Source organism: Micromonospora sp. NPDC049523 (genome assembly GCF_040676775.1).
In the GTDB taxonomy this organism is placed as follows: Bacteria; Actinomycetota; Actinomycetes; order Mycobacteriales; family Micromonosporaceae; genus Micromonospora_G.
Genome location: NZ_JBFAPP010000036.1, coordinates 1 through 18,559 on the forward strand (window position 1 = coordinate 1; position 18,559 = coordinate 18,559).

At 66.9% G+C, this 18,559-nt stretch carries 18 protein-coding genes; 11 read left to right on the forward strand and 7 right to left on the reverse strand.

The features are described from left to right. Positions 1-214: 214 nt before the first annotated feature. Entirely contained in the window at positions 215-631 is a 417-nt protein-coding gene (locus tag AB0J90_RS33495) for a DUF5946 family protein (RefSeq protein ID WP_363602944.1), read from the forward strand. 216 nt (positions 632-847) lie between these two features. Next, on the forward strand, positions 848-4,363 hold the full coding sequence (locus AB0J90_RS33500) for a S8 family peptidase (RefSeq protein WP_363602946.1): 3,516 nt from the start codon (positions 848-850) through the stop codon (positions 4,361-4,363). A 57-nt stretch (positions 4,364-4,420) separates the two neighbouring features. Here the strand turns inward: AB0J90_RS33500 and AB0J90_RS33505 are convergent, their stop codons facing one another. The 3 genes from AB0J90_RS33505 to AB0J90_RS33515 all read right to left on the reverse strand — a co-directional run bounded on the left by AB0J90_RS33505 (position 4,421) and on the right by AB0J90_RS33515 (position 6,172). After that, a complete protein-coding gene (locus AB0J90_RS33505; protein WP_363602948.1) occupies positions 4,421-5,386 on the reverse strand; it encodes a hypothetical protein in 966 nt (321 codons plus the stop codon). Continuing rightward, positions 5,383-5,901, reverse strand: coding sequence for a SigE family RNA polymerase sigma factor (locus AB0J90_RS33510; protein ID WP_363602950.1), 519 nt, complete (start codon positions 5,899-5,901; stop codon positions 5,383-5,385). The genes AB0J90_RS33505 and AB0J90_RS33510 overlap by 4 nt, the downstream gene beginning before the upstream one ends. Before the next feature lie 115 nt (positions 5,902-6,016). Continuing rightward, positions 6,017-6,172, reverse strand: coding sequence for a hypothetical protein (locus tag AB0J90_RS33515; protein WP_363602952.1), 156 nt, complete (start codon positions 6,170-6,172; stop codon positions 6,017-6,019). 409 nt (positions 6,173-6,581) lie between these two features. Between AB0J90_RS33515 and AB0J90_RS33520 the strand changes: the two genes are divergently transcribed. Further along, the gene (locus AB0J90_RS33520; protein ID WP_363602954.1) at positions 6,582-7,328 is read left to right on the forward strand and encodes a hypothetical protein; all 747 of its coding nucleotides are present in this window, start codon (positions 6,582-6,584) and stop codon (positions 7,326-7,328) included. A gap of 1 nt (position 7,329) precedes the next feature. Here the strand turns inward: AB0J90_RS33520 and AB0J90_RS33525 are convergent, their stop codons facing one another. The 3 genes from AB0J90_RS33525 to AB0J90_RS33535 all read right to left on the reverse strand — a co-directional run bounded on the left by AB0J90_RS33525 (position 7,330) and on the right by AB0J90_RS33535 (position 10,324). Continuing rightward, positions 7,330-8,799, reverse strand: coding sequence for a hypothetical protein (locus AB0J90_RS33525; RefSeq protein WP_363602956.1), 1,470 nt, complete (start codon positions 8,797-8,799; stop codon positions 7,330-7,332). A gap of 14 nt (positions 8,800-8,813) precedes the next feature. Further along, positions 8,814-9,644, reverse strand: a complete 831-nt coding sequence (locus AB0J90_RS33530; protein WP_363602958.1) for a serine/threonine-protein kinase — start codon at positions 9,642-9,644, stop codon at positions 8,814-8,816. Between the two features lie 449 nt (positions 9,645-10,093). Further along, entirely contained in the window at positions 10,094-10,324 is a 231-nt protein-coding gene (locus AB0J90_RS33535; protein ID WP_363602960.1) for a winged helix-turn-helix domain-containing protein, read from the reverse strand. A gap of 368 nt (positions 10,325-10,692) precedes the next feature. Between AB0J90_RS33535 and AB0J90_RS33540 the strand changes: the two genes are divergently transcribed. The 3 genes from AB0J90_RS33540 to AB0J90_RS33550 are packed head-to-tail and all read left to right on the forward strand — an operon-like array spanning position 10,693 to position 13,012. Further along, positions 10,693-10,965: a DivIVA domain-containing protein gene (locus AB0J90_RS33540; protein ID WP_363603035.1), complete on the forward strand. Its 273-nt coding sequence runs from the start codon at positions 10,693-10,695 to the stop codon at positions 10,963-10,965. Beyond that, entirely contained in the window at positions 10,962-11,219 is a 258-nt protein-coding gene (locus AB0J90_RS33545; protein WP_363602962.1) for a hypothetical protein, read from the forward strand. Before AB0J90_RS33540 ends, AB0J90_RS33545 begins: the two co-directional genes overlap by 4 nt. After that, the gene (locus AB0J90_RS33550; protein WP_363602964.1) at positions 11,216-13,012 is read left to right on the forward strand and encodes a hypothetical protein; all 1,797 of its coding nucleotides are present in this window, start codon (positions 11,216-11,218) and stop codon (positions 13,010-13,012) included. Before AB0J90_RS33545 ends, AB0J90_RS33550 begins: the two co-directional genes overlap by 4 nt. A 52-nt stretch (positions 13,013-13,064) precedes the next feature. Here AB0J90_RS33550 and AB0J90_RS33555 read toward each other — a convergent pair whose 3' ends face one another. Beyond that, positions 13,065-14,033, reverse strand: coding sequence for an NADP-dependent oxidoreductase (locus tag AB0J90_RS33555; protein WP_363602966.1), 969 nt, complete (start codon positions 14,031-14,033; stop codon positions 13,065-13,067). Positions 14,034-14,123: 90 nt separating this feature from the next. Here AB0J90_RS33555 and AB0J90_RS33560 point away from each other — a divergent pair, with 90 nt between their 5' ends. From AB0J90_RS33560 to AB0J90_RS33580, 5 genes are all read left to right on the forward strand, one after another. Next, the gene (locus AB0J90_RS33560) at positions 14,124-14,723 is read left to right on the forward strand and encodes a helix-turn-helix domain-containing protein (RefSeq protein WP_363602969.1); all 600 of its coding nucleotides are present in this window, start codon (positions 14,124-14,126) and stop codon (positions 14,721-14,723) included. A 212-nt stretch (positions 14,724-14,935) separates the two neighbouring features. Further along, positions 14,936-16,144, forward strand: coding sequence for a substrate-binding domain-containing protein (locus AB0J90_RS33565; protein ID WP_363602971.1), 1,209 nt, complete (start codon positions 14,936-14,938; stop codon positions 16,142-16,144). An 8-nt stretch (positions 16,145-16,152) separates the two neighbouring features. Next, positions 16,153-16,896, forward strand: a complete 744-nt coding sequence (locus AB0J90_RS33570; RefSeq protein ID WP_363602973.1) for an ABC transporter ATP-binding protein — start codon at positions 16,153-16,155, stop codon at positions 16,894-16,896. After that, positions 16,893-17,624: an ABC transporter ATP-binding protein gene (locus AB0J90_RS33575; protein ID WP_363602977.1), complete on the forward strand. Its 732-nt coding sequence runs from the start codon at positions 16,893-16,895 to the stop codon at positions 17,622-17,624. Before AB0J90_RS33570 ends, AB0J90_RS33575 begins: the two co-directional genes overlap by 4 nt. Next, a complete protein-coding gene (locus AB0J90_RS33580; RefSeq protein ID WP_326561158.1) occupies positions 17,624-18,514 on the forward strand; it encodes a branched-chain amino acid ABC transporter permease in 891 nt (296 codons plus the stop codon). The genes AB0J90_RS33575 and AB0J90_RS33580 overlap by 1 nt, the downstream gene beginning before the upstream one ends. Positions 18,515-18,559: the final 45 nt, after the last annotated feature.

Sequence of the window (18,559 nt, forward strand, 5' to 3'; positions counted from 1 at the left end):
ACCACAGACCTCCTGCAAGCCTCCCCCACCCCCCCTCCAGACACCTCCCCAGCGATCCAGCCCGCATTCCGCGACGATCTTGCAGTTGTGGTGGTGAACAAATCGGGATGAGTACCCTGATCCGGGCACCACAAGTGCAAGATCGTCGAGGAAGGCGGGCTGGATCGCTGGGGAGGTGTCTGGAGGGGGGGTGGGGGAGGCTTGCAGGAGGTCTGTGGTGCTGTTCGGACGGTTGTTGGTGCTGGACTACTCTCGGCAGCCACCGTGGGGACCGCTGCACGGTGTGGCCGTCGCCTGTTACTTCCTCCAGCACCCCCGACACCCACTTGCTCCCGGCGACCCGACCGCGTCGTGGGCGCTGCTGTACGCGTACCTCAGTGGTGGGCAACCGGCGGTCGACGCCGTCGTCGCACAGGCCCGCCGCCGAAACTCCCACCGGCACCGGGGACGTGATGATCGGCCGGAACGTCAGGTCGTCGACCTCCCGAGGGCTGCCATCCAGGCGCCCCGAATATTCGTGACGACGATCGTCGACGTGGCCGTCGGCGGCAGTTTCCCGGCGCCGGGCTACCCGGACCTGGTCCGCTCCTGGGCCGAGTCGACCGTCGCCGCGTGGGCGCCCGCGTCCTGATGGCCCTGGCCGCCGCTTCTGAGTCAGATTGCCGTCCGACCCGCACAACCGTCGGCGGTCGACCTGCGTCAATGAGATGACGGTCCCTGACGGGGGATTGGCATCGTCGCGCCCCGATGCGTGCGTTACCGCAGGTCGGGTGGGCGGTCGTGGGCTCAAGAGAGGGAAAAGCGCTTGATGGTACGGCGTAGACACGATCTTTCGAAGGCAGTGGCGGTGACCGCAGCGCTGGTCGCCGCCACTCTCACTGTCACCGGCAATCCGGCGCTCGCACAGCCGCAGCCGTCGGCACCCGGTCAGCGGCCGTCGGTGCCGGCGACAGAACCGTCCGGTTCCGGCGGGCCGGTGCTGCCGGCGGACAAGACGTACGCGGTGACGTTGTTGACCGGTGACGTGGTGACCGTGACGGGCCGGGGTTCGGCCTGCCCGGTGGTCAGTGTGCAACCGGCGAAGCCCAGCGGTGTGCAGCACCGCAGCTGCGGCCCGGACGGTCACGTACGGGTCGTGCCGGGCGAGGTGGCCCGACTGGTCGGATCGGTCCTGGACGAGTCGCTGTTCGACGTGACGGCGCTGATCCTCGACGGCTACGACGACGCGCGTACGGCCGAGTTGCCGCTTATCGTGCGGCCGGGCGGGGCCGGGGCGCGAGCGGCGGGCTCCCTGACCGCCGAGCCGTTGGCCGCGAGCCTGGGCGGACGCCGGGCACTGCCGACCATCGGCGCGGTCGCGGGCAGCCAGCCGAAGAAGGGCGGCGCGGACTTTCTCCGTACGCTGACCGCCCGCGCGCCCGTCGCGGCCGGCGCCCGAACCGCGGACACTGGCCCGAAGGTGTGGCTGGACCGCCGGGTACGCGCCACCGGAGCCACCGCACCGATTCAGGCCGCACCGGACGGCGATCGGCAGGCGGGGAATGGTCGCCTCGACCGGAACCTGAACCAGATCAGCGCGCCGAAGGCGTGGCAGGCCGGCTTCACCGGTCGGGGCAGCCGGGTGGCCGTGCTCGACACCGGTGCCGACTTCACCCATCCTGACCTGGTCGGACAGGTCGTGGAGCGGGCCGACTTCACCGTCGAGGGCGGCAACGCGGTCGACGGCAACGGGCACGGCACTCACGTGGCGGCGACGATCGCCGGCAGCGGCGCGGGTGCGCCGGGCCTGCGGCGCGGGGTCGCCCCCGACGCCGACCTGGTGATCGGCAAGGTCCTCACCGACGACGGGTACGGCAGCGACTCCCAGATCATCGCCGGCATGGAGTGGGCGGCGGCACGGGCCGATGTGGTCAACATGAGCCTCGGCGGGTGGGAGCCGAGCGACGGTACGGACCCGATGTCCCTCGCCGTCGACAACCTCACCGCCCAGTACGGCACCCTGTTCGTGGTTGCCGCTGGTAACGCCGGACCGACCCCCGGGCAGATCGCCTCACCCGCCGCTGCCGGCACCGCCCTCACCGTCGGCGCGGTCGACGGCACCGACACGCTCGCCGAGTTCTCCGACCGGGGGCCGCTGGTCAACTCCCAGGCGGCCAAGCCGGAACTGGTCGCGCCCGGTGTCGACATCATCGCCGCACGGGCTGCCGGTACGACCATGGGCACCCCCGTCGACAACCGCTACACCGCCGCCTCCGGCACCTCGATGGCCAGCCCGCACGTTGCCGGGGCAGCCGCACTGCTCGCCCAGCGGCACCCCGACTGGCAGGCCGGACAGCTCAAGGCAGCCCTGGTCGGAGCCGCCGACCCACTGTCGAACATGGACACGTACGCGGTCGGCGCGGGGCGGTTGGATGCCGTACGGGCGCTGGGTGGGGTGGTTGCCGCGCAGGACGTGGTGGACCTCGGGATTTTCGCCTATCCGCAGAGCGGGACCGCGTCGACCAAACTGAGCTGGCTCAACACCGGCCGGGGCGCCGAGACCCTGAAACTGGACCTGAATGTCCGTACCCGTGACGGGGTGAACGCACCGGCGGGCGCCGTCCGGCTCTCGGCGGACCGGGTGACGGTCGGCCGTGGGGCCATCGCCACCGTGACCCTGCGCCTGGACCCCACCCGGCTCGCCGGCAAACCGGGGCTCTACACCGCGACCGTCACCGCCCGCACGCGCGGCGGTGCGTTTGTCGCCAGCACCCCGGTCGCCTTCTACATCGAACCGCGCAGCTTCGACCTGGCGCTCAGCGTGACCTCGCTGCCCGACGGGGGCTCGACCATCGACCAGTGGGGCGGGGTACGGATCGCCAGCATCGACGACCCGACCAGGTTCAACGAGTTCACCAACCTGTCCCCGAACGAACCGGCGACCATCCGGGTGCCGGCCGGGCGGTACAGCATCGCCGGCTACCAGGTGGAGGACAACCCGGAGACCGGGCTCAGCCGCATGATCCTGGTCGGCGACCCGGACGTGATCGTGGATCGCGACACGACCGTGGTCGCCGACGCCGCACAGGCCAGCCCGGTGAAGGCCGCCCTCGACGGGGTGGCGACCGAGGCGGCCCAGGTCGGGGCAACCTACCGGCAGTACGCGGCCGACGGCACCCACGTCAGCGACGACTTCGCGTTCGCCTGGGGCGAGGCCGCCAAGTCCTGGGGCGCCTACGCCATGCCGATGGAGAAGCCCGGCGTCGGGCGCTTCGAGGCGTACACGAGTGTCAGCCTGCACGCCCCGGGCACCGTACCGACCCCGTACGTCTACGAGCTGATCCGCGCCCTGCCGGACGGCATCCCGCAGGACCTGTCCTGGCAGGTGTCCCCGGCCGAACAGGCCCAGCTCATCCGGGTCGACCAGAGCTTCCACACCCTCGACACGGCCGACGCGGTCACCAACCACAAGCGGTACGGCCTGACCGCCGACGGATTCTTCCTGCTCGACGCGGCCACGAACGAGGTGCCGGCCACCCGGGTCGACTACCTCACGCCCGGCTTCTCCTACATCGACGAGGCGTTCTTCTCCGGCGCGTTCGACCTGCTCGACCCGCACACCATGGTCGTGACGCAGGAGGCGATGCGCGAGTACCCGGCCGGCAGCCGCCAGCAGAAAACCTGGGTACGCCAACCCCTGCGCCCAGACTGGTACGACGACCCGGCGCTCTCCCCGAGCGGCTGCGTACCCGAGCCGATCCGGCGTACGCAGGGTGTGCTGCGGGTGGACCTGGTCGAGTTGTCCGACCAGCACCAGCGCTTCGACTGCATCGACCCGTGGGACGGCTTCCACGGCCTGACCACCCGTACGCTCACCCTGCACCGGAACGGTGAGCTGATCGGCGAGCAGCCGGAGTCGTACGGCGATTTCGAGATCCCCCAGGCGGCCGGTGACTACCGGCTCACCTACGACCTCGACGCCACCCGGCTGATGAGTCTGTCGACCCGGGTCAACACGGCCTGGACGTTCCGGTCCACCGGCCCGGCCGACGCGACCAGCAGCATCCCCGTGCCGCTGCTGTCGGTCGACTACGCCCTGCCGCTCGGCCCGGCGAACAAGCCGATCGGAGGCGACGCCAGCTTCACCGTGCACCAGTCGCACGGGGTGGCCAGGCAGAACATCACCGCGTTCACCCTGGAAACCTCGGTCGACGACGGCGCCACCTGGCAGTCCGCCGCCGTACGACCCGACGGTGCGGACACCTTCACCGGCGTGCTGCCGAACGTGACGGCCGAGCAGGCGGTCTCGTTGCGGATCAAGGCGACCGCCGACGGTGGCAGCGGGATCGAGCAGACCATCATCCGCGCCTACCGGGCCGGCTGACCGACACGACGGGGCCCCGGATCGCGAACCGCGGTCCGGGGCCCCACCGCGTGCGGATCAGTTACCCAGGCCGCAGTCCTTGCCCTCGATGGGAAGCGGGGCGCAGGGCAGCTTCTTGTAGTCGGCCGGCGCGGCGCCTTCGAGCTTGGCGAGGTTTTCCGGCGTACGCGGCAGCCACTCGAAGTCGATGGTGTCGGTCGCCTTCGGGCCGGCGGAGATCTTCCGGACCGGGAGGTACGACTCGGCGTCGACCCAGATGTCCGTGGTCGAAGCCGGCACCGGAACCCAGCGCAGGTGCACGGTTGCCTTACCGTCCAGCGACTCCTCACCGATCAGCGTCAACGTCCCGGTGGCGAGCGCGTCCTTCAGCTCGGCGGGATCCATCAGCGGACCAACGGGCTTCTTACCGGTCGGCGTCTCGATCCGCTCCCCGTTAGGCCCCTGCGTGACGGTCACCTCGACGCCCTCCGGCATTCCCGCGATCTGGTCGTTCCACCACTTCTTCTTCTGGTGGTCGATGACGATCGCGTCATTGCCGTTGCCGGACTTGACGACGGTGATTGCGCCCCCGCTCTGCGCGTCCTGTTCGTCCGTACGCTCACGCCCGGTCTTCGCATCGACCCAGCGTTCGTTGGTGAAGGTGGTCTTGCCCTTGCCGTCGGCGAAAATCGAGCGGGCGTGCTGGACCGAGTCGGTCAGGTTGCCCAGTGCGCTGGTGGTGCGCTCGCTGACGAAGCTGACCGTGAGCATGTCCGGGGCGTTGTCGACGATGCTGCCGGTGTTGCCGGTGCCGGACGCGTTGGTGTTCGGTGAGGTGCCGGCCGGGGAGAGGGTCAGCGACGCCGCCAGGGCGATCGCCGCGACCACCGGCACCCCACCCGCGACACGCAGCCCCCACGTCCGCCGGTTGTGCCGGCGGTGCAGGGTCGCGGTCAGCCCCGAAGGCGCCCCGAACCCGGCCATCTCGTCGTGCAGCCGGGTGCCGAGCTGCTGCCCCAACTGGTCCTCGTTGAGCGCGGTCATTGGAAAACCCTCATCTCCTGTGTGTCGTGCTGATCCCCGAGCAGTTCGCGTAGGCGGCCCAGGGCGCGGGATGTGTACGACTTGACGGTTCCGGGCGAGCAGCCGACCAGCGCCGCTGTCTGCTCGACCGAAAGGTCCTCGAAGAACCGGAGCACGATCACCTGCCGCTGCCGGATCGGCAGGGTGGCGACCGCGTCGGCCACCAGACGCCGGTTGCCGACCGCTTCCAGGCCGGGATCATTGGTACGGAACGCGTCCCTGTCCTCGGGCAGCGGAGTTTCGCGTGGTCTACGCAGCAGCCCCCTGATCCGGTCACGGGACAGGTTGACCAGGACGTGCCGGACGTACGCCTCAGGTGCGTCGCGCGCCTTCGACCAGCGGCGCATCGTACGCAGCAGAGCGGTCTGCAACAGGTCCTCGGCATGCCCACGGTCTCCCGTGAGCAGGTACGCGAGGCGCAACAGCGCTGCCGACCGCTCCTCGACGAATGTGTCGAAGCTCGGATCAACTCTCACGCAGCTAAGAACTCCACCCCTGTACGGGCGGTTGCCACGGCCGAGCGGCCCTCACGAGTTCTTGGTACGCGCCGAACATCCCTTGAACGCGGCCTGCGGCCGTCGTGGTGTGCGGCTACGCAGGGTTGTGCCGGGTGATGAGTGCCGGAAACCAGTCGACGTCGAAGGGAGTGCCGTCGTGCTCGCCGCGCTTGTTGTTGGTCAGCTCCGCGACATACCGTGCCTCGTCAAGGCTGGCGAGTAGCCCATGCTCGATAGGCCGTATGCCCAACTTCTCAAGTGCCTGCTCGTCCAGGCCGTAGCAGAGCCTGGAGTGGAACAGCCACGCCGAGAACCCGAGTGCGTCGAATCCCCGAATGGTGCGACTTCCGTCGGCTTCGCTAGTGCTGACGGAGCCTGATTTGTCCGCGATAGCGGCGAGCGATGAGGTGCTCCGTAGAGTGTTTCTACCACCCCGCGATTGGTCGACGTGCTTAAATCAGGACTTCATCACTAATACTTGCAATAGATCCAAGTCGGGTCACCTTGACGCCTAGGCTGCTGCCGTCGAGGAGGGAGTTCAGTGGCACTGGTTTGCCCAGATTATGCAGCCGCGCGCCCTTCATTGGTGCGGTTTAAAGCGCAATTTGGGCGGCGTTGCATCTGTTGCAATTGGTTCCAATGAACGATAGCATACTCTCATGGTTGTAATGGCTAACCGATTCATGGCAGAGTCTGCTATGTATGAGTCCGCTGCGAGCCATGCGGAAACCCTCGTTTGTCATGCAGGCGAAGCCCATCCCTTTTTTCAGGTGGCAGCAAGCGCGGGGATTCCAGATTTGGTGCTGGCTGTTTTCGATCACAATATGATTGCGTTCAGGGTTGCTCATTCTCTGATGCCGATCATTGATGCTGCGGACGTGACTGCCATGTTTTATCTGGCTAGTCGAGTTGGTGAAGAGGTGGAGATAACTACAGCCCAGATTGCCCGGCACAGTGGCATGTCCCCCGGTTACCTGTCATCGATCGTCCTGCCTCGCCTGTTGGAAGGCGGACACGTGGTCCGGCTTTCCAGGGGGCGATGGAAAGCCACGCACGGGTTCTCGTCCACAATAACTCACCTCGTGACGATCGAAGCGAAGCTTAATGCATGGAAACGCGCCCTTTCGCAAGCAACGAGGCATGCGATTGGAGCCGACTTGGCGTGGGTAGTGCTGGACGACCATGCCATTAAGCCTGCTCTACGAAACTTGCAGTGGTTCCATGACTCGCGGGTCGGTATCGCGGGCTTGAATGCTTCTGGGGCGCTCGCTGTTCATAAGTCGCCGCCTAGTCGTCCTTCGTGGCCACTTCAACGACTGATCTTAACTGAACGGGTGACGCGGCTTTATCTCGACGGGCAACGCACGTGGCAATGGGCCTCTCTGTTTGGTAGCGGGGGAGTCTGATTCAGAGTAACTCCGACCAGTTACTGAGGTGCTTCGGATCGTTTTTTCCGAGAAGATTCTGATCGTTACGGAAAGCTTGAGCGCGTCGAAGAATCTTCCGGACGGCGGCTCTGCGCCCCCCGGTGGAGTCAGATCCGCGAGCAGAGGCTGTTAATGCCCCATGGTTATAGAGGGTGTGCCAGCCGCTCGTCGTCCTGTTATACACCTGGGTTGCGTCAATCGCTTCGCACCACCGGCAATCACACGCGACGTATTTTGGTTGGTCGCGCAGACTCAAGTGGAAAGTAAATTCGACGGGATGAAGAAGTGCGCGTTCGAAGATTCGCTGGACGTTCGGAATACCTGGCTGCCGAGCGAACGGCCTGTGTTGAAGGAAAGCCTGCTGCGCCATTGATGTGCCAGTGCCGAACCCGCGGGCCCCGTGGGCTAGGAAATACCACCCAGTCAAGCCGCTCTGTGGCAGTAGTAGGACTCGTCCCTCTTCTTCGGCGAGATTTGATAGGTTCTTGTAGAACTTTAGGGCCGTCGGGTCCTTCAGTACGGCGCCGTCTTCGTTGTTCCGCCATTGCCCGCGCACGTGCCAAACATCGAACTGCTCTCGCTCTAGTAATTCGGCAAGCAGTGCATCGCAAAGGCTTTCATTAGTGATGAAGTCCAGAGGCAAGGTGATGTTTAGGGCCATGCGTTCGTTCGTGGACAGCAGTGAGTGGACGTGATCACCCTCTTGTATCAGATTCTCAATGCTTCGGGTGGGGTGTGAGGTCGAGAGAGCGCGACCAGAAGTGAGGATCAGGTTCGCTCCTGCCGCCCGTTGAGCTTCTACGACCTCATCGATGAAGTAATTGTCGCTCAAACGATGTAGATAGGGTGCGAACTCTTTGAGTCGGGCGGCGCGCCGAGCCGCAGCAATCCCTGTTTGCTGATGGGTATACGTCTCGGGGTCTGTGCTCGCAAGCTGTAATACCTCCTGATCAAACCAGAATGCCTCGGGATCGGCGATACGGAGTGCGGCGACCGAGCAATCGAAAACATCAGCTATCTTCTTAGCCGAGTGGCGTGGGATGCTGACTGACACTCCCAACCCGAGGGACGCCCCGTTTTTTGCATGCAGTCGGGTCAAGAGTTCTCGGCCCTGTGCGAAACGTGTCCCACCTGCGTGATACAGAAGAATCGAACGACGGCCATCGAGAGCTGCATCCCTGGTCGGTATCGGTGGCACCTGGCCTTCTCTGGTGATTGAACCGGAGGGCAGATCTGTAACTACCGTCCCAGAACGCGAACCACGTATGAACATCCACGCATGCTCGTTCGCTAGCTCCATTATCTCCTCGTGCTGTGGCTTGTCATCCTCGTCGGCCCGCTCTAGGCGTAGCTCCTCTAGCATCTCGTCGACTTCGTCCGGATAGAACTCGCTCCAGTGCTCTTCTTCGAGTTCCCACTGTGCGTCATTTGTGTTACGTTCCTCGCTCACTGCTTAGCCCTCCGCTATCCAAGTCCAAGGATTTGCAGGTTGCTACGGGTACTGCCGCGGCGATACGCTTGGACCGACGTCAGTCGAGTTACCACGCGACGTAGGGCTTCGGGATACTCCAGTGATATTGGCGGGATTCCGCTCTCGATCAGTCGAAGCATATCCGGCAGTTCGTATGATTCCGATGGGTCGTACAGCGGATGTCGCCCGAGTAGTAGCTGGTGAATTACTACCCCCACGGCGAATAGATCGCTGGCCTTGTGTGCGGGTTGCCCTCGTAGCTGTTCAGGTGCCATGTATGCGGGTGTGCCAAGAAGTCCTGGATAAATTGTCACGGTGCTTGCGTCAAGTTGTTTCGCTAGGCCAAGGTCAAGGATTACCGGGAGGGCCCAGCTTCGGCTACGTAACGCTATATTTGCGGGCTTCAGATCGCGATGGATGGAACCGCTTTCGTGAAGGGCTTGGAGTCCTTGTAGTAGGGCGATCAAAAGGCTGGTCGCCTGCTCGACAGTGGGCCAGTCCTTCGCGGTGATGCGTTCCGAGATATCTCCTCCGGGCACGAACTCGAATTCGAGTGCCTGGTAGTCGTTGCTTGAAATCGATAGACGTCGTAGGCCGTACAGTCGAACGACATGCGGGTTGTCCACACGCTGTAACGCCTCGACCTCGCGTGTCACGCGACGAGGGTCTGTGGGAGCACCGCAAAGGATCTTGACTGCCCGGTCGCCGGATCTCCATGTGTCACCGTAGGTGCCCACTCCCAAGAGCTCTGCCTCTGAGCCGAGTAGCGGGATTACGAGGTGGCGCGGGAGCCGTGGTTCGGGCGATGACATACGGGCGACCATATATCGACGGTCGACAGGAGCCCATCGATCGTCCGTCCGTGGAGTGTGAGTACCCGGCGAACAGAATGACCCATTGGGCTGATTCCGAGGCCCCAAATCCCTTCGGTTCCAGGCGTTTGAGTGACCCGGTATGCCTACGGATGCGCTTGTTTGTGAAAGTTGCCCTCGGTGAAAGCCGGAGGGTCAAACGTCGACGGGTGGCTGCGAGGAGTCGACAATCCGACCGCCAAGTCCAGCAAGGGGAGATTGCCAGTGCAGCTAGACGTCGTTCAACACCACGGGCATGGATGCCATGTGATGCCTCGTCATCGGAGTCGAATTGCTGTTGTCGCCAGGACCGTGCGGCAAGCCTGTCTGGCTCGCCCGAGTGGCCATGAAGTCCCCGTGTTGCCGCTAGCCCAGCGTTCGGTTGGCGCTTCGTATGTCCTGGTGGAAGCGTAAGTTCGGGGTTACTTGTCCGAGCGGTCAGCGACGTACGTGCCACGGCCTGGTTGGCCCAGGATGAGGTCGCGGTCGTGGAGCAGCGACAGGGCTCGGTAGACCGTGCCGGTGCTGACGTTGTACTGCGTCGCGAGTTGGGACGTGGAGGGCAGCTTCTCGCCCGGCGCCAGCTCTCCGCTCTTGATCCGGGCGCTGATCTCGTTGACTATCCGCTTGAACGACGGCTCCGCTGAGGGCATGGGTCATCTCCAGGTGGTTCGGCACCACCGATCATGCCTCACCTACTAGAGCTACTGCAATAACTTCACCAGGTTGGGAGCATCGATCGTAGACATGCTGTAGTAGGTGTAGTAGGTTCACTGTGTCGTCTTCGGGTGGTTCGGCAAATCGCCAGAGGACGGGCAGTGTCGGGGCAGGGGTGACCCGGAACAACCGCCCCTGTCCCGACTGAGTGGCGGCCCGGTCTGGACTTCTCCGGCGCTCCGGCCGGGTCGCCTTCCACTCTCTCGCGGAAGGTGGCTGGCACGTGCGCGTACTGCTTCGACTTCTGTTTTCTTGGTGGCGGAAACCCGCCCCAGCCCCGGTTCCGGCTGTGCGGCCGAGGCCGATCACCTGGGTACGGGCGGCGAACAACCAGGCGAGCGGGTACTACCGGACGGCGACGTACCCGCCGTTGAGCGAGGGGCAGGTGCGGGACCGGCAGTTTCCGCTCCGGCGGTACGGGCTGGACCCCGAGGAGGTACGCGTCTTCCTGCACCGGGTCGCCGACGAGCTGAACGCCCTGCAAGGCGAGTTGGACCGCACCCGCGACGAGAACATCCGGATCAAGAACCACCTGCGGGCCTGGCAGTCCCGGTTCACCCCCGGAGTACGGGTGTGACCACCGCAGACGCCCACCCCAACCGGTACGTCATCCACCTGCCCGTCACCGCGCCCGACCTGCCCGGTGCGCTCAACCTGGCTCGCGTACTCGCCCGTTCGGTGAGTTTCCTGCCGCAGATCGACTCCACCGGCGCTGAGGTGTCCGAAGAGGACAATCAGAACGCTCGCCACCAGGTGTTCTGTGATCGTCCCACCGAGGGCGAGCGGCGGCGGTGCGGGAAGGCGGCGGCGCACTCCGGTGAGTGCAAATGAGCGACGCACCCATCGCGGTCACCTGCGTCGGCTGCGACGGCCTGACCTTCAAACTCACCGGAACAGTGGCGGAGCCGTGTGTCGAATGCGCGCAGCACGGCAGGCTCCGCGCCCAACTCGTGATCACCGTTGGCAACCGGGACACCGGTGCGGTCGCCTCGGTGAACGTGGTGCCGGGCTTGGTGCAGGCGACGCCCTCACCGTACGGCGGTTGGCGTTTGGCCTTGTTTCCGCTGGTCATCGAGCTGGCGCAGCAGACCGGGACGGCGGTCCGCAGCCTGCGTGAGGTGGACCGGCCGGAGCAGCCGCTCGACCCGGACGGCGAGCTGAGCCTGCACCTGCCCCGCGCGTGGCAGCCCGACCTGCCCGCCGCCGAACGCCTCGCGCTCGAAGTCACCGCGCTCGGCGGCCTCTCCCGACACCCGTGGTGGGTCTACCTCGGCGACTCGACCGACCCCGGCCCACCCGACCACAACAAACTTCTCGCCGGACTCTGCCGGGCCGCCGACCTCCTCTGCCTCGACCTGGTGATCGAGGCCCGAAAATCACCCGGCGACCGTCTCACCTGGGACATCCGCTTCGAACTGCCAGGCTCGCCCATCCCGATCACCACCCACGGGTACGCCCACAGCCTGCTGACCGCGATCGAGTGCACCACCGTCGCCGACGCGGTCTACGGTCTCGCCGAGCGTTGCGCGACCGCCCCGGCGCACTACCTCACACCCTCGATCAAGCCTGACCAGGTGTGGAGCGAACCCGATGTCGACCAGCTCGAACGGCGGATCATGCGGGACTGCGCGGACGACAAAGCGGGGGCCCAGGCGATCTGGCGGAACCGGAACTGGTGGCACGCCAGCCTGCGGACCGGCGAGCAGGCGGTGCGGCGCGGTTGGGAACCACCGTCCCCGGCCTACCTCGGTGATCCGATCCCGAGCGTGACCTGCCCGGACTGTCACGGCAGCGGCAGCACCTGGCAGGGCACCCGCCGCTGTCCCACCTGCTCCGGCCAGCGTCGGCTGCACCAGGGCGCGGCCGTTGTCCTCACCGACCTGGCCGACCGGACCATCTGGCTCAACTGGCAGCGACCGGAACACGAGGGAAGCGGCGCTCGCGGGTCCGGGACGGTGGTGGCGAGGGAGGTCGCCGGTCAACCGATCGTGCAGCTCGGCGAGCGTTACCGGCTCGGCTCGTGGGTGGGGCTGTTCGGCCGTGGACCGGAGGCGATGGCCGAGTTCGACGGCGTTGGGACGATCGACCATCGGTTGTGTCACGGGCTGGTCATGCTGCCGGAACCGGACGCGGACCCGCTCGATCGGTACCTGGCGCTCGCTGGCGGGTTGCGTCCCGGTGGGCGGTTGCTGGTTCAGGTGACGGGCTGGTCGGAGCTGTCACTCGGGCAGCTCGTCCACCTGGTCCATGGTCTCGGGCTCGCGCTCCGGGTCACCGTCCAGGACCTGACGAAGAATGCCGACAACCTGGCAAAGGTGCAGGGTGTGCGCTGGGAGGTGCGGGCGGTCAAACCCGGTGACACCCCCGAGTGGATCTTCGCGCCGCTGCGGAACAGCCTGCCCGAGGCAATCGACCACTGCCTGCGTTACCTGGGCTCGGCCCTGTACGCCGCCGTACCCGCCGATCCGGCGCGGCCGCTCCCGGTGCCGCAGCAACTCGCATCAGTCGCGCAGCCGCTCGAACTGGAGTCGGCGCTGCCGCGGGCTGCTCGGAGTCGCCCCGGTGAGCCGATCTCCATTCGGCTGGACCCGGATCGGGGCGACGGCCACGGTCCGGACCAGTGAGTGCCGCGACAGCGAATCGCCAGCCAGACAGCCAGACAGCCAGCGGTGAGCCTCAGATGGTGACGAGCAGTTTGCCGGTGGTGTGTGCGCGGGCGAAGTCGACGCACGCCTGGACGCCCTGGTCGAGGGTGTAACGGCGGCCGATCGTGGCCGGCAGTTCACCACGGGCGGCCAGTTCGCCGACCTCGCGCATTCCGCCGTACGTGCCGTCCATGTCCAGCACGAACAGCAGCTCCACGTCGTCCCGGCCGATCCACCCCTGCTCCGGCACCGGGTACGTGATGGTGAGCAGTCGTCCACCCGGGCGTACGGCGGCTGCCACTGCGGTGAGCTGGTCGCTCGGCAGGGTCAGGTTGAGGGCGACGTCGACGTCGGACGGGTACTCGGCTTCGGCGTACCCGATGGTTCGGGTCGCGCCGAGGGCACGGATGGTGGGGGCGTCGGCGGTGGTGGAGGTGGCGATGACCTGCGCCTTTACTCCGGCGAGCAGTGGGAGCACCGCGGTGCCGACGCCGCCGGTGGCGCCGATGACCAGGACGGTTTCGCCGGGCTGGATGTTGGCGGTGGCCATCAGGGCGCGGGCGGTCAGGCCGGTGGTGGGCAGTGCCGCCGCCTGTTCGACGCTGAGGTTGGGCGGGCGGTGGGCCAGGAACGGGGTGTCGGCTTCGAAGACCGCGTACTCGGCGAGTGAACCGGTGCTCAGCGACGGGCGGTTCGCCCCGGCCATCGCCCGCAGGGCACGCGGCACGGCCTGACCGAAAATCTCGTCCCCCACCCGGTAGGAAATAACCCCGGCGCCGACCTCGCTGACAGTGCCGGCGAAGTCGTTGCCGGGTACGTGCGGGAACTCCAGCGGCGCGAAGTCGTGGAAAGCGCCGCTGGGCAGCCGGATGTCGGCGGGGTTGATCGAGGCGGCGGCGATCCGTACCTGGAGCTGCCCGGGACCGGGGCGGGGCACCGGGACGTCGGCGATCGTGTACTCCTCGGGCGGTCCGTAGTGGGTCACGACAACTGCCTTCATGGATGCCTCCAGGAAACGGACCGGGCGGTCATGTTCTGTCAGGAAGCTAGCAACAAACGGACCGGGTGGTCAACTTGTTAGGGTGACGGCGTGACCTCGACCCGTCCCCTCCGCGCCGACGCCGTACGCAACCGGCAACTGCTCCTGGCGGCGGCGGCGGACGAGTTCGCGGAGCGGGGGATGGACGCCTCGGTCGCCGACATCGCCCGCAGGGCCGGGGTCGGCAAGGGCACGGTGTTCCGCCACTTCGCCACCAAGGACGACCTGATCGCCGCGATCGTCCTCGACCGGATCGACGAGCTGAACACGGCCGGCGAGCGGCTGCTCGAAGCGGCGGACCCGGGTGCCGCGCTGCTGGAGTTCCTCACCGTCGCCGCGCACCAGCGGCAGCAACGCGACCTGTCGTTCCTGCACGAGGCCGGTGAGTTGAGCGCCGAGGTCACCAGGGTCCGCGAGCAGATGTACAACACCGTGCAGAAGTTGGTCGACCGGGCCCGTGAGCACCGTGCCGTACGCGCCGACGTCACCGGGACCGACATCATCCTGCTGATGTGCGCGCCGAACTACGTCACCAGCTACGTGCCGGACGCCCCGCCGGACCTGTGGCAGCGCTACCTTGCCATCATCTTCGACGGACTGCGCCCCGAAGGCGCGCACCCGCTGCCGCACCCGCCGCCGTCGACAGTGTGAGTCCGAGCGCATCACCGCTCCGGATGGGCAAACCCAACACCTGCGTGAGTGCGGTCATGGGCGGTGGGGTTGATCGATCGAGCGCTGGCTGTGAGATCAGGCCACCCAACCAGTGTTACTTATGGGTTTCGCCCACATAGCCCGTGCGTGACGTCACTCCTAGCGTGAGCCGACAAACAAGTTACCCACTACTCCCTCACGTGGAGCCATACATGACGGTCCGGACCACCCGGCGAGCGCTCGTCGCAGCCGCCAGCTTGATGGCCGTGGCGCTCGCCGCCGCGGCATGTGGCAGCCCGCAGGACACCGCCACCGGGGGCGGCGACTCCAACACCACCCCGGTCAAGGTCGGCCTGGTCTACTCCCAGTCGGGAGCGCTGGCCAGCTACGGCAAGCAGTACATCGAGGGTTTCAAGGCCGGCCTGTCGTACGCGACCAAGGGCACCAACAAGATCGGTGACCGGCCGGTCGAGGTGACCGAGGTCGACGATGCCGGTGACCCGGCCAAGGCGGTCTCCGCCGCCAAGGACCTGATCGGCAAGGGCACGAAGATCATCGCTGGGTCGACCGCCTCCGGTGTCGCGCTCCAGGTCGCCCCGATCGCCGCCCAGAACAAGACGCTGTTCATCTCCGGCCCGGCGGCCACCGACGGGGTCACCGGGGTCAACAAGTACACGTTCCGGTCCGGACGGCAGTCGTACCAGGATGTTGTCACCGCGAAGTCGTTCATCGGCGACGCCAAGGGCAAGAAGGTTGTCGTCTTCGCCCAGGACAGCGCGTTCGGCAAGAGCAACGAGGCGGCCGTACAGGCGGTCATCGGCGGGGCCGGTGCCACCGTGAGCAGTGTGCTCGCGCCGGCCAGCGCCACCGAGTTCACCCCGTTCGCGAGCCAGATCAGCGCCGCCAAGCCCGACCTGCTCTTCGTCGCCTGGGCCGGCACCACCGCTCCGGCGATGTGGCAGACCCTCGACCAGCAGGGCGTACTCGCCGCCACCACGGTGGTGACCGGGCTCGACATCCGCGCGTCGTGGGCGACCTTCGGTGCCGCCGGGACGAAGATCTCGTTCCTGTCGCACTTCTTCGACGGCGCCGTCGACAACGACGCCACCAAGGCGCTCAAGGCTGGCGTACCCGGCGGGACGCTCGACCTGTTCCACCCGGACGGCTTCACCGCCGCCCAGATGGTGGTCCGGGCCGCGACCGAGGGTGGCGACGACGTCGACAAGATGGTCACCGCTCTCGAAGGGTGGAGCTTCGACGGGGTCAAGGGCAAGAACACCATCCGCCCCGCCGACCACGCCCTGCTCCAGCCGATGTTCCAGGCCAAGCTGACCGGCAGCGGCGACCAGATCAAGGCAGAGCTCCAGAAGGCCCTGACCAGCGACGAGACGGCGCCGCCCGCGGTAGCCATGAAGGGCTGAGTGAAGTAGTGCTGGCCACCCGAGGCCTCAGTTGGCGAATCGGCGAAGTCGCCATCGTCGACGACGTCTCCTTCGACCTGGCGCCGGGAGAGTTCCTCGGCGTGATCGGGCCGAACGGAGCGGGCAAGACCTCCCTGTTCAACCTGATCTCCGGGCTGCGGCGCCCCACCGAGGGGCAGGTGCTGCTGCACGGGCAGGACATCAGCGGGCTCCCGCCGCACCGGCGGGCCGGCCTCGGGCTCGGCCGCACCTTCCAAGCCTCCTCGGTGTTCGGCTCGCTCGACGTGCGGGAAAACGTGCGGCTCGCCGTACAGGCGCATCGTGGCGGGTCGATGAAGCTGTGGCGGCGGGCGGCGGCCGACAAGGACGTGGCTGCCGCCGCCGACGCGGCGCTCGACCGGGTCGGCCTCAGCCACCGGGGTACGGCACTCGCCGGCACCCTCGCCCACGGTGAGAAGCGCAAACTCGAAATCGCGCTGCTGCTCGCCGGGGAACCGAAGGTGATGCTGCTGGACGAGCCGATGGCCGGGGTCAGCGCCGAGGACGTGCCGGAACTCGTCGCGGTGATCCGGTCGCTGACCGGCGACAGCGGCCGGTCGGTGCTGATGGTCGAGCACCACATGGACGTGATCCTGGAGCTCGCCGACCGGATCGCGGTCATGCACCACGGCGCGCTGCTCGCCATCGACACCCCGGACACCGTCATGGCCAACGCCACCGTGCAAGAGGCGTACCTGGGGGAGTCGCTATGAGCATCGAACCGATTCTGACCGTCGAGGATCTTTCGGTACGGATCGCCGGGCTGCACATCCTCCAGGGCGTCTCCTTCACGGTGGCGCCGACCGGGGTGACCGTGCTGCTCGGGCGCAACGGGGTCGGCAAGACCACCACGCTGCGCGCCATCATCGGGCTCACCCCGCGCAACGGCGAGGTGAGCGGCAGCATCCGTACCGGGTCGCAGAGCCTCACCGGGCAGGCGACGCACAAGCTGGTCCGGGGCGGGCTGGGTTACGTACCCGAGGACCGGTGCGTGTTCGCCGGCCTCACCGTCACCGAGAACCTGCGGCTGGCCGAACAGCGCGGCGCGAAACCGGCGTACGACAAGGTCTACGAACTCTTCCCGGAGCTGGACCGGCGCGGACGGCAACGGGCCGGCTCGCTCTCCGGTGGCCAGCAGCAGATGCTCGCCATCGGCCGGGTGCTGCTCAACGACAACAAGCTGCTGCTGGTCGACGAGCCGACCAAGGGGCTCGCCCCGAAGGTCGTCACCGAGGTCGCCGAGGTGCTGGAACGGGTCGCGGTCACCGTGCCGGTCCTGCTCGTCGAACAGAACCTCGCGGTCGTACGCCGACTTGCCCAGGACGCGATCGTGCTCGACGCCGGACGGGTCGCCTGGACCGGCGGCGCCCGGCAACTGCTGGAGGAGCCGGACCTGACCAAGAACCTGCTCGGAGTCGGATCGTCGGGGGTACACGCCTGATGGGCACCATCGTGCTGTTGACGCTCACCGGGCTCGGCCTGGCCGCGCTCTACTTCCTCGTCGCCGCCGGGCTCTCCCTGGTGTTCGGCCTCGCCGACGTACTCAACTTCGCCCACGGGCTGTTCCTCTCCGTCGGCGCGTACGGCACCTGGTGGGCGGCGAACCACCTGCCCGGCGCCGGACCGGGTGGCTTCGGCTTCGTGCTCGCGGTCGCGTTCGGTGTGGCCGCGGGCGCGCTGGTCGGGGCACTGGTCGAACTGGTCATGATCCGGCCGCTCTACTCACGCAACATCGAACAGGTGCTGGTCACCGTCGGGTTGTCGCTGGCCGGGGTGGCGTTGCTCCAGGCTTCCTGGGGTGCCGACCCGCGCGACTTCCCGCGTCCGGAGTGGAGCCGGCAGGTGACCGTGGTGCTCGGCGCGAAGGTGCCGAACTCCATCCTGCTGCTGATCGTCGCCGCCGTCGTGGTGCTCGCCGCGCTGCTGGCCTTCCTCCGCTACACCCGCTACGGCCTGATCATCCGGGCCGGGGTGGAGAACCGGGAGATGGTCACCGCGCTCGGCATCGACGTACGCAAGGCGTTCACCCTGGTCTTCGTCATCGGCGGGGCCGTTGCGGCACTCGCCGGTGGGCTGGGTGGCGTCTACTACGGCTCGGTGTCACCGAGCCAGGGCGGTTCGCTGCTCATCTTCGCCTTCATCGTGGTGGTGATCGGCGGAATGGGCTCGGTGGTCGGCTCCGCGTACGCGGCGGTCGTCGTCGGGCTGTTGCAGCAGTTCGTCAACTACTACGGCACCTCGGGCGCCGGTGACCTCTGCGTCGTCGCGCTGCTCGCGGCGGTGCTGCTGCTCCGCCCACAGGGCATCGCCGGAAAGGCGGTAACGGCATGACCGAGCGCAGCGAGGTCATCAGTGAGCTCAGTCGTCCAGGGCATG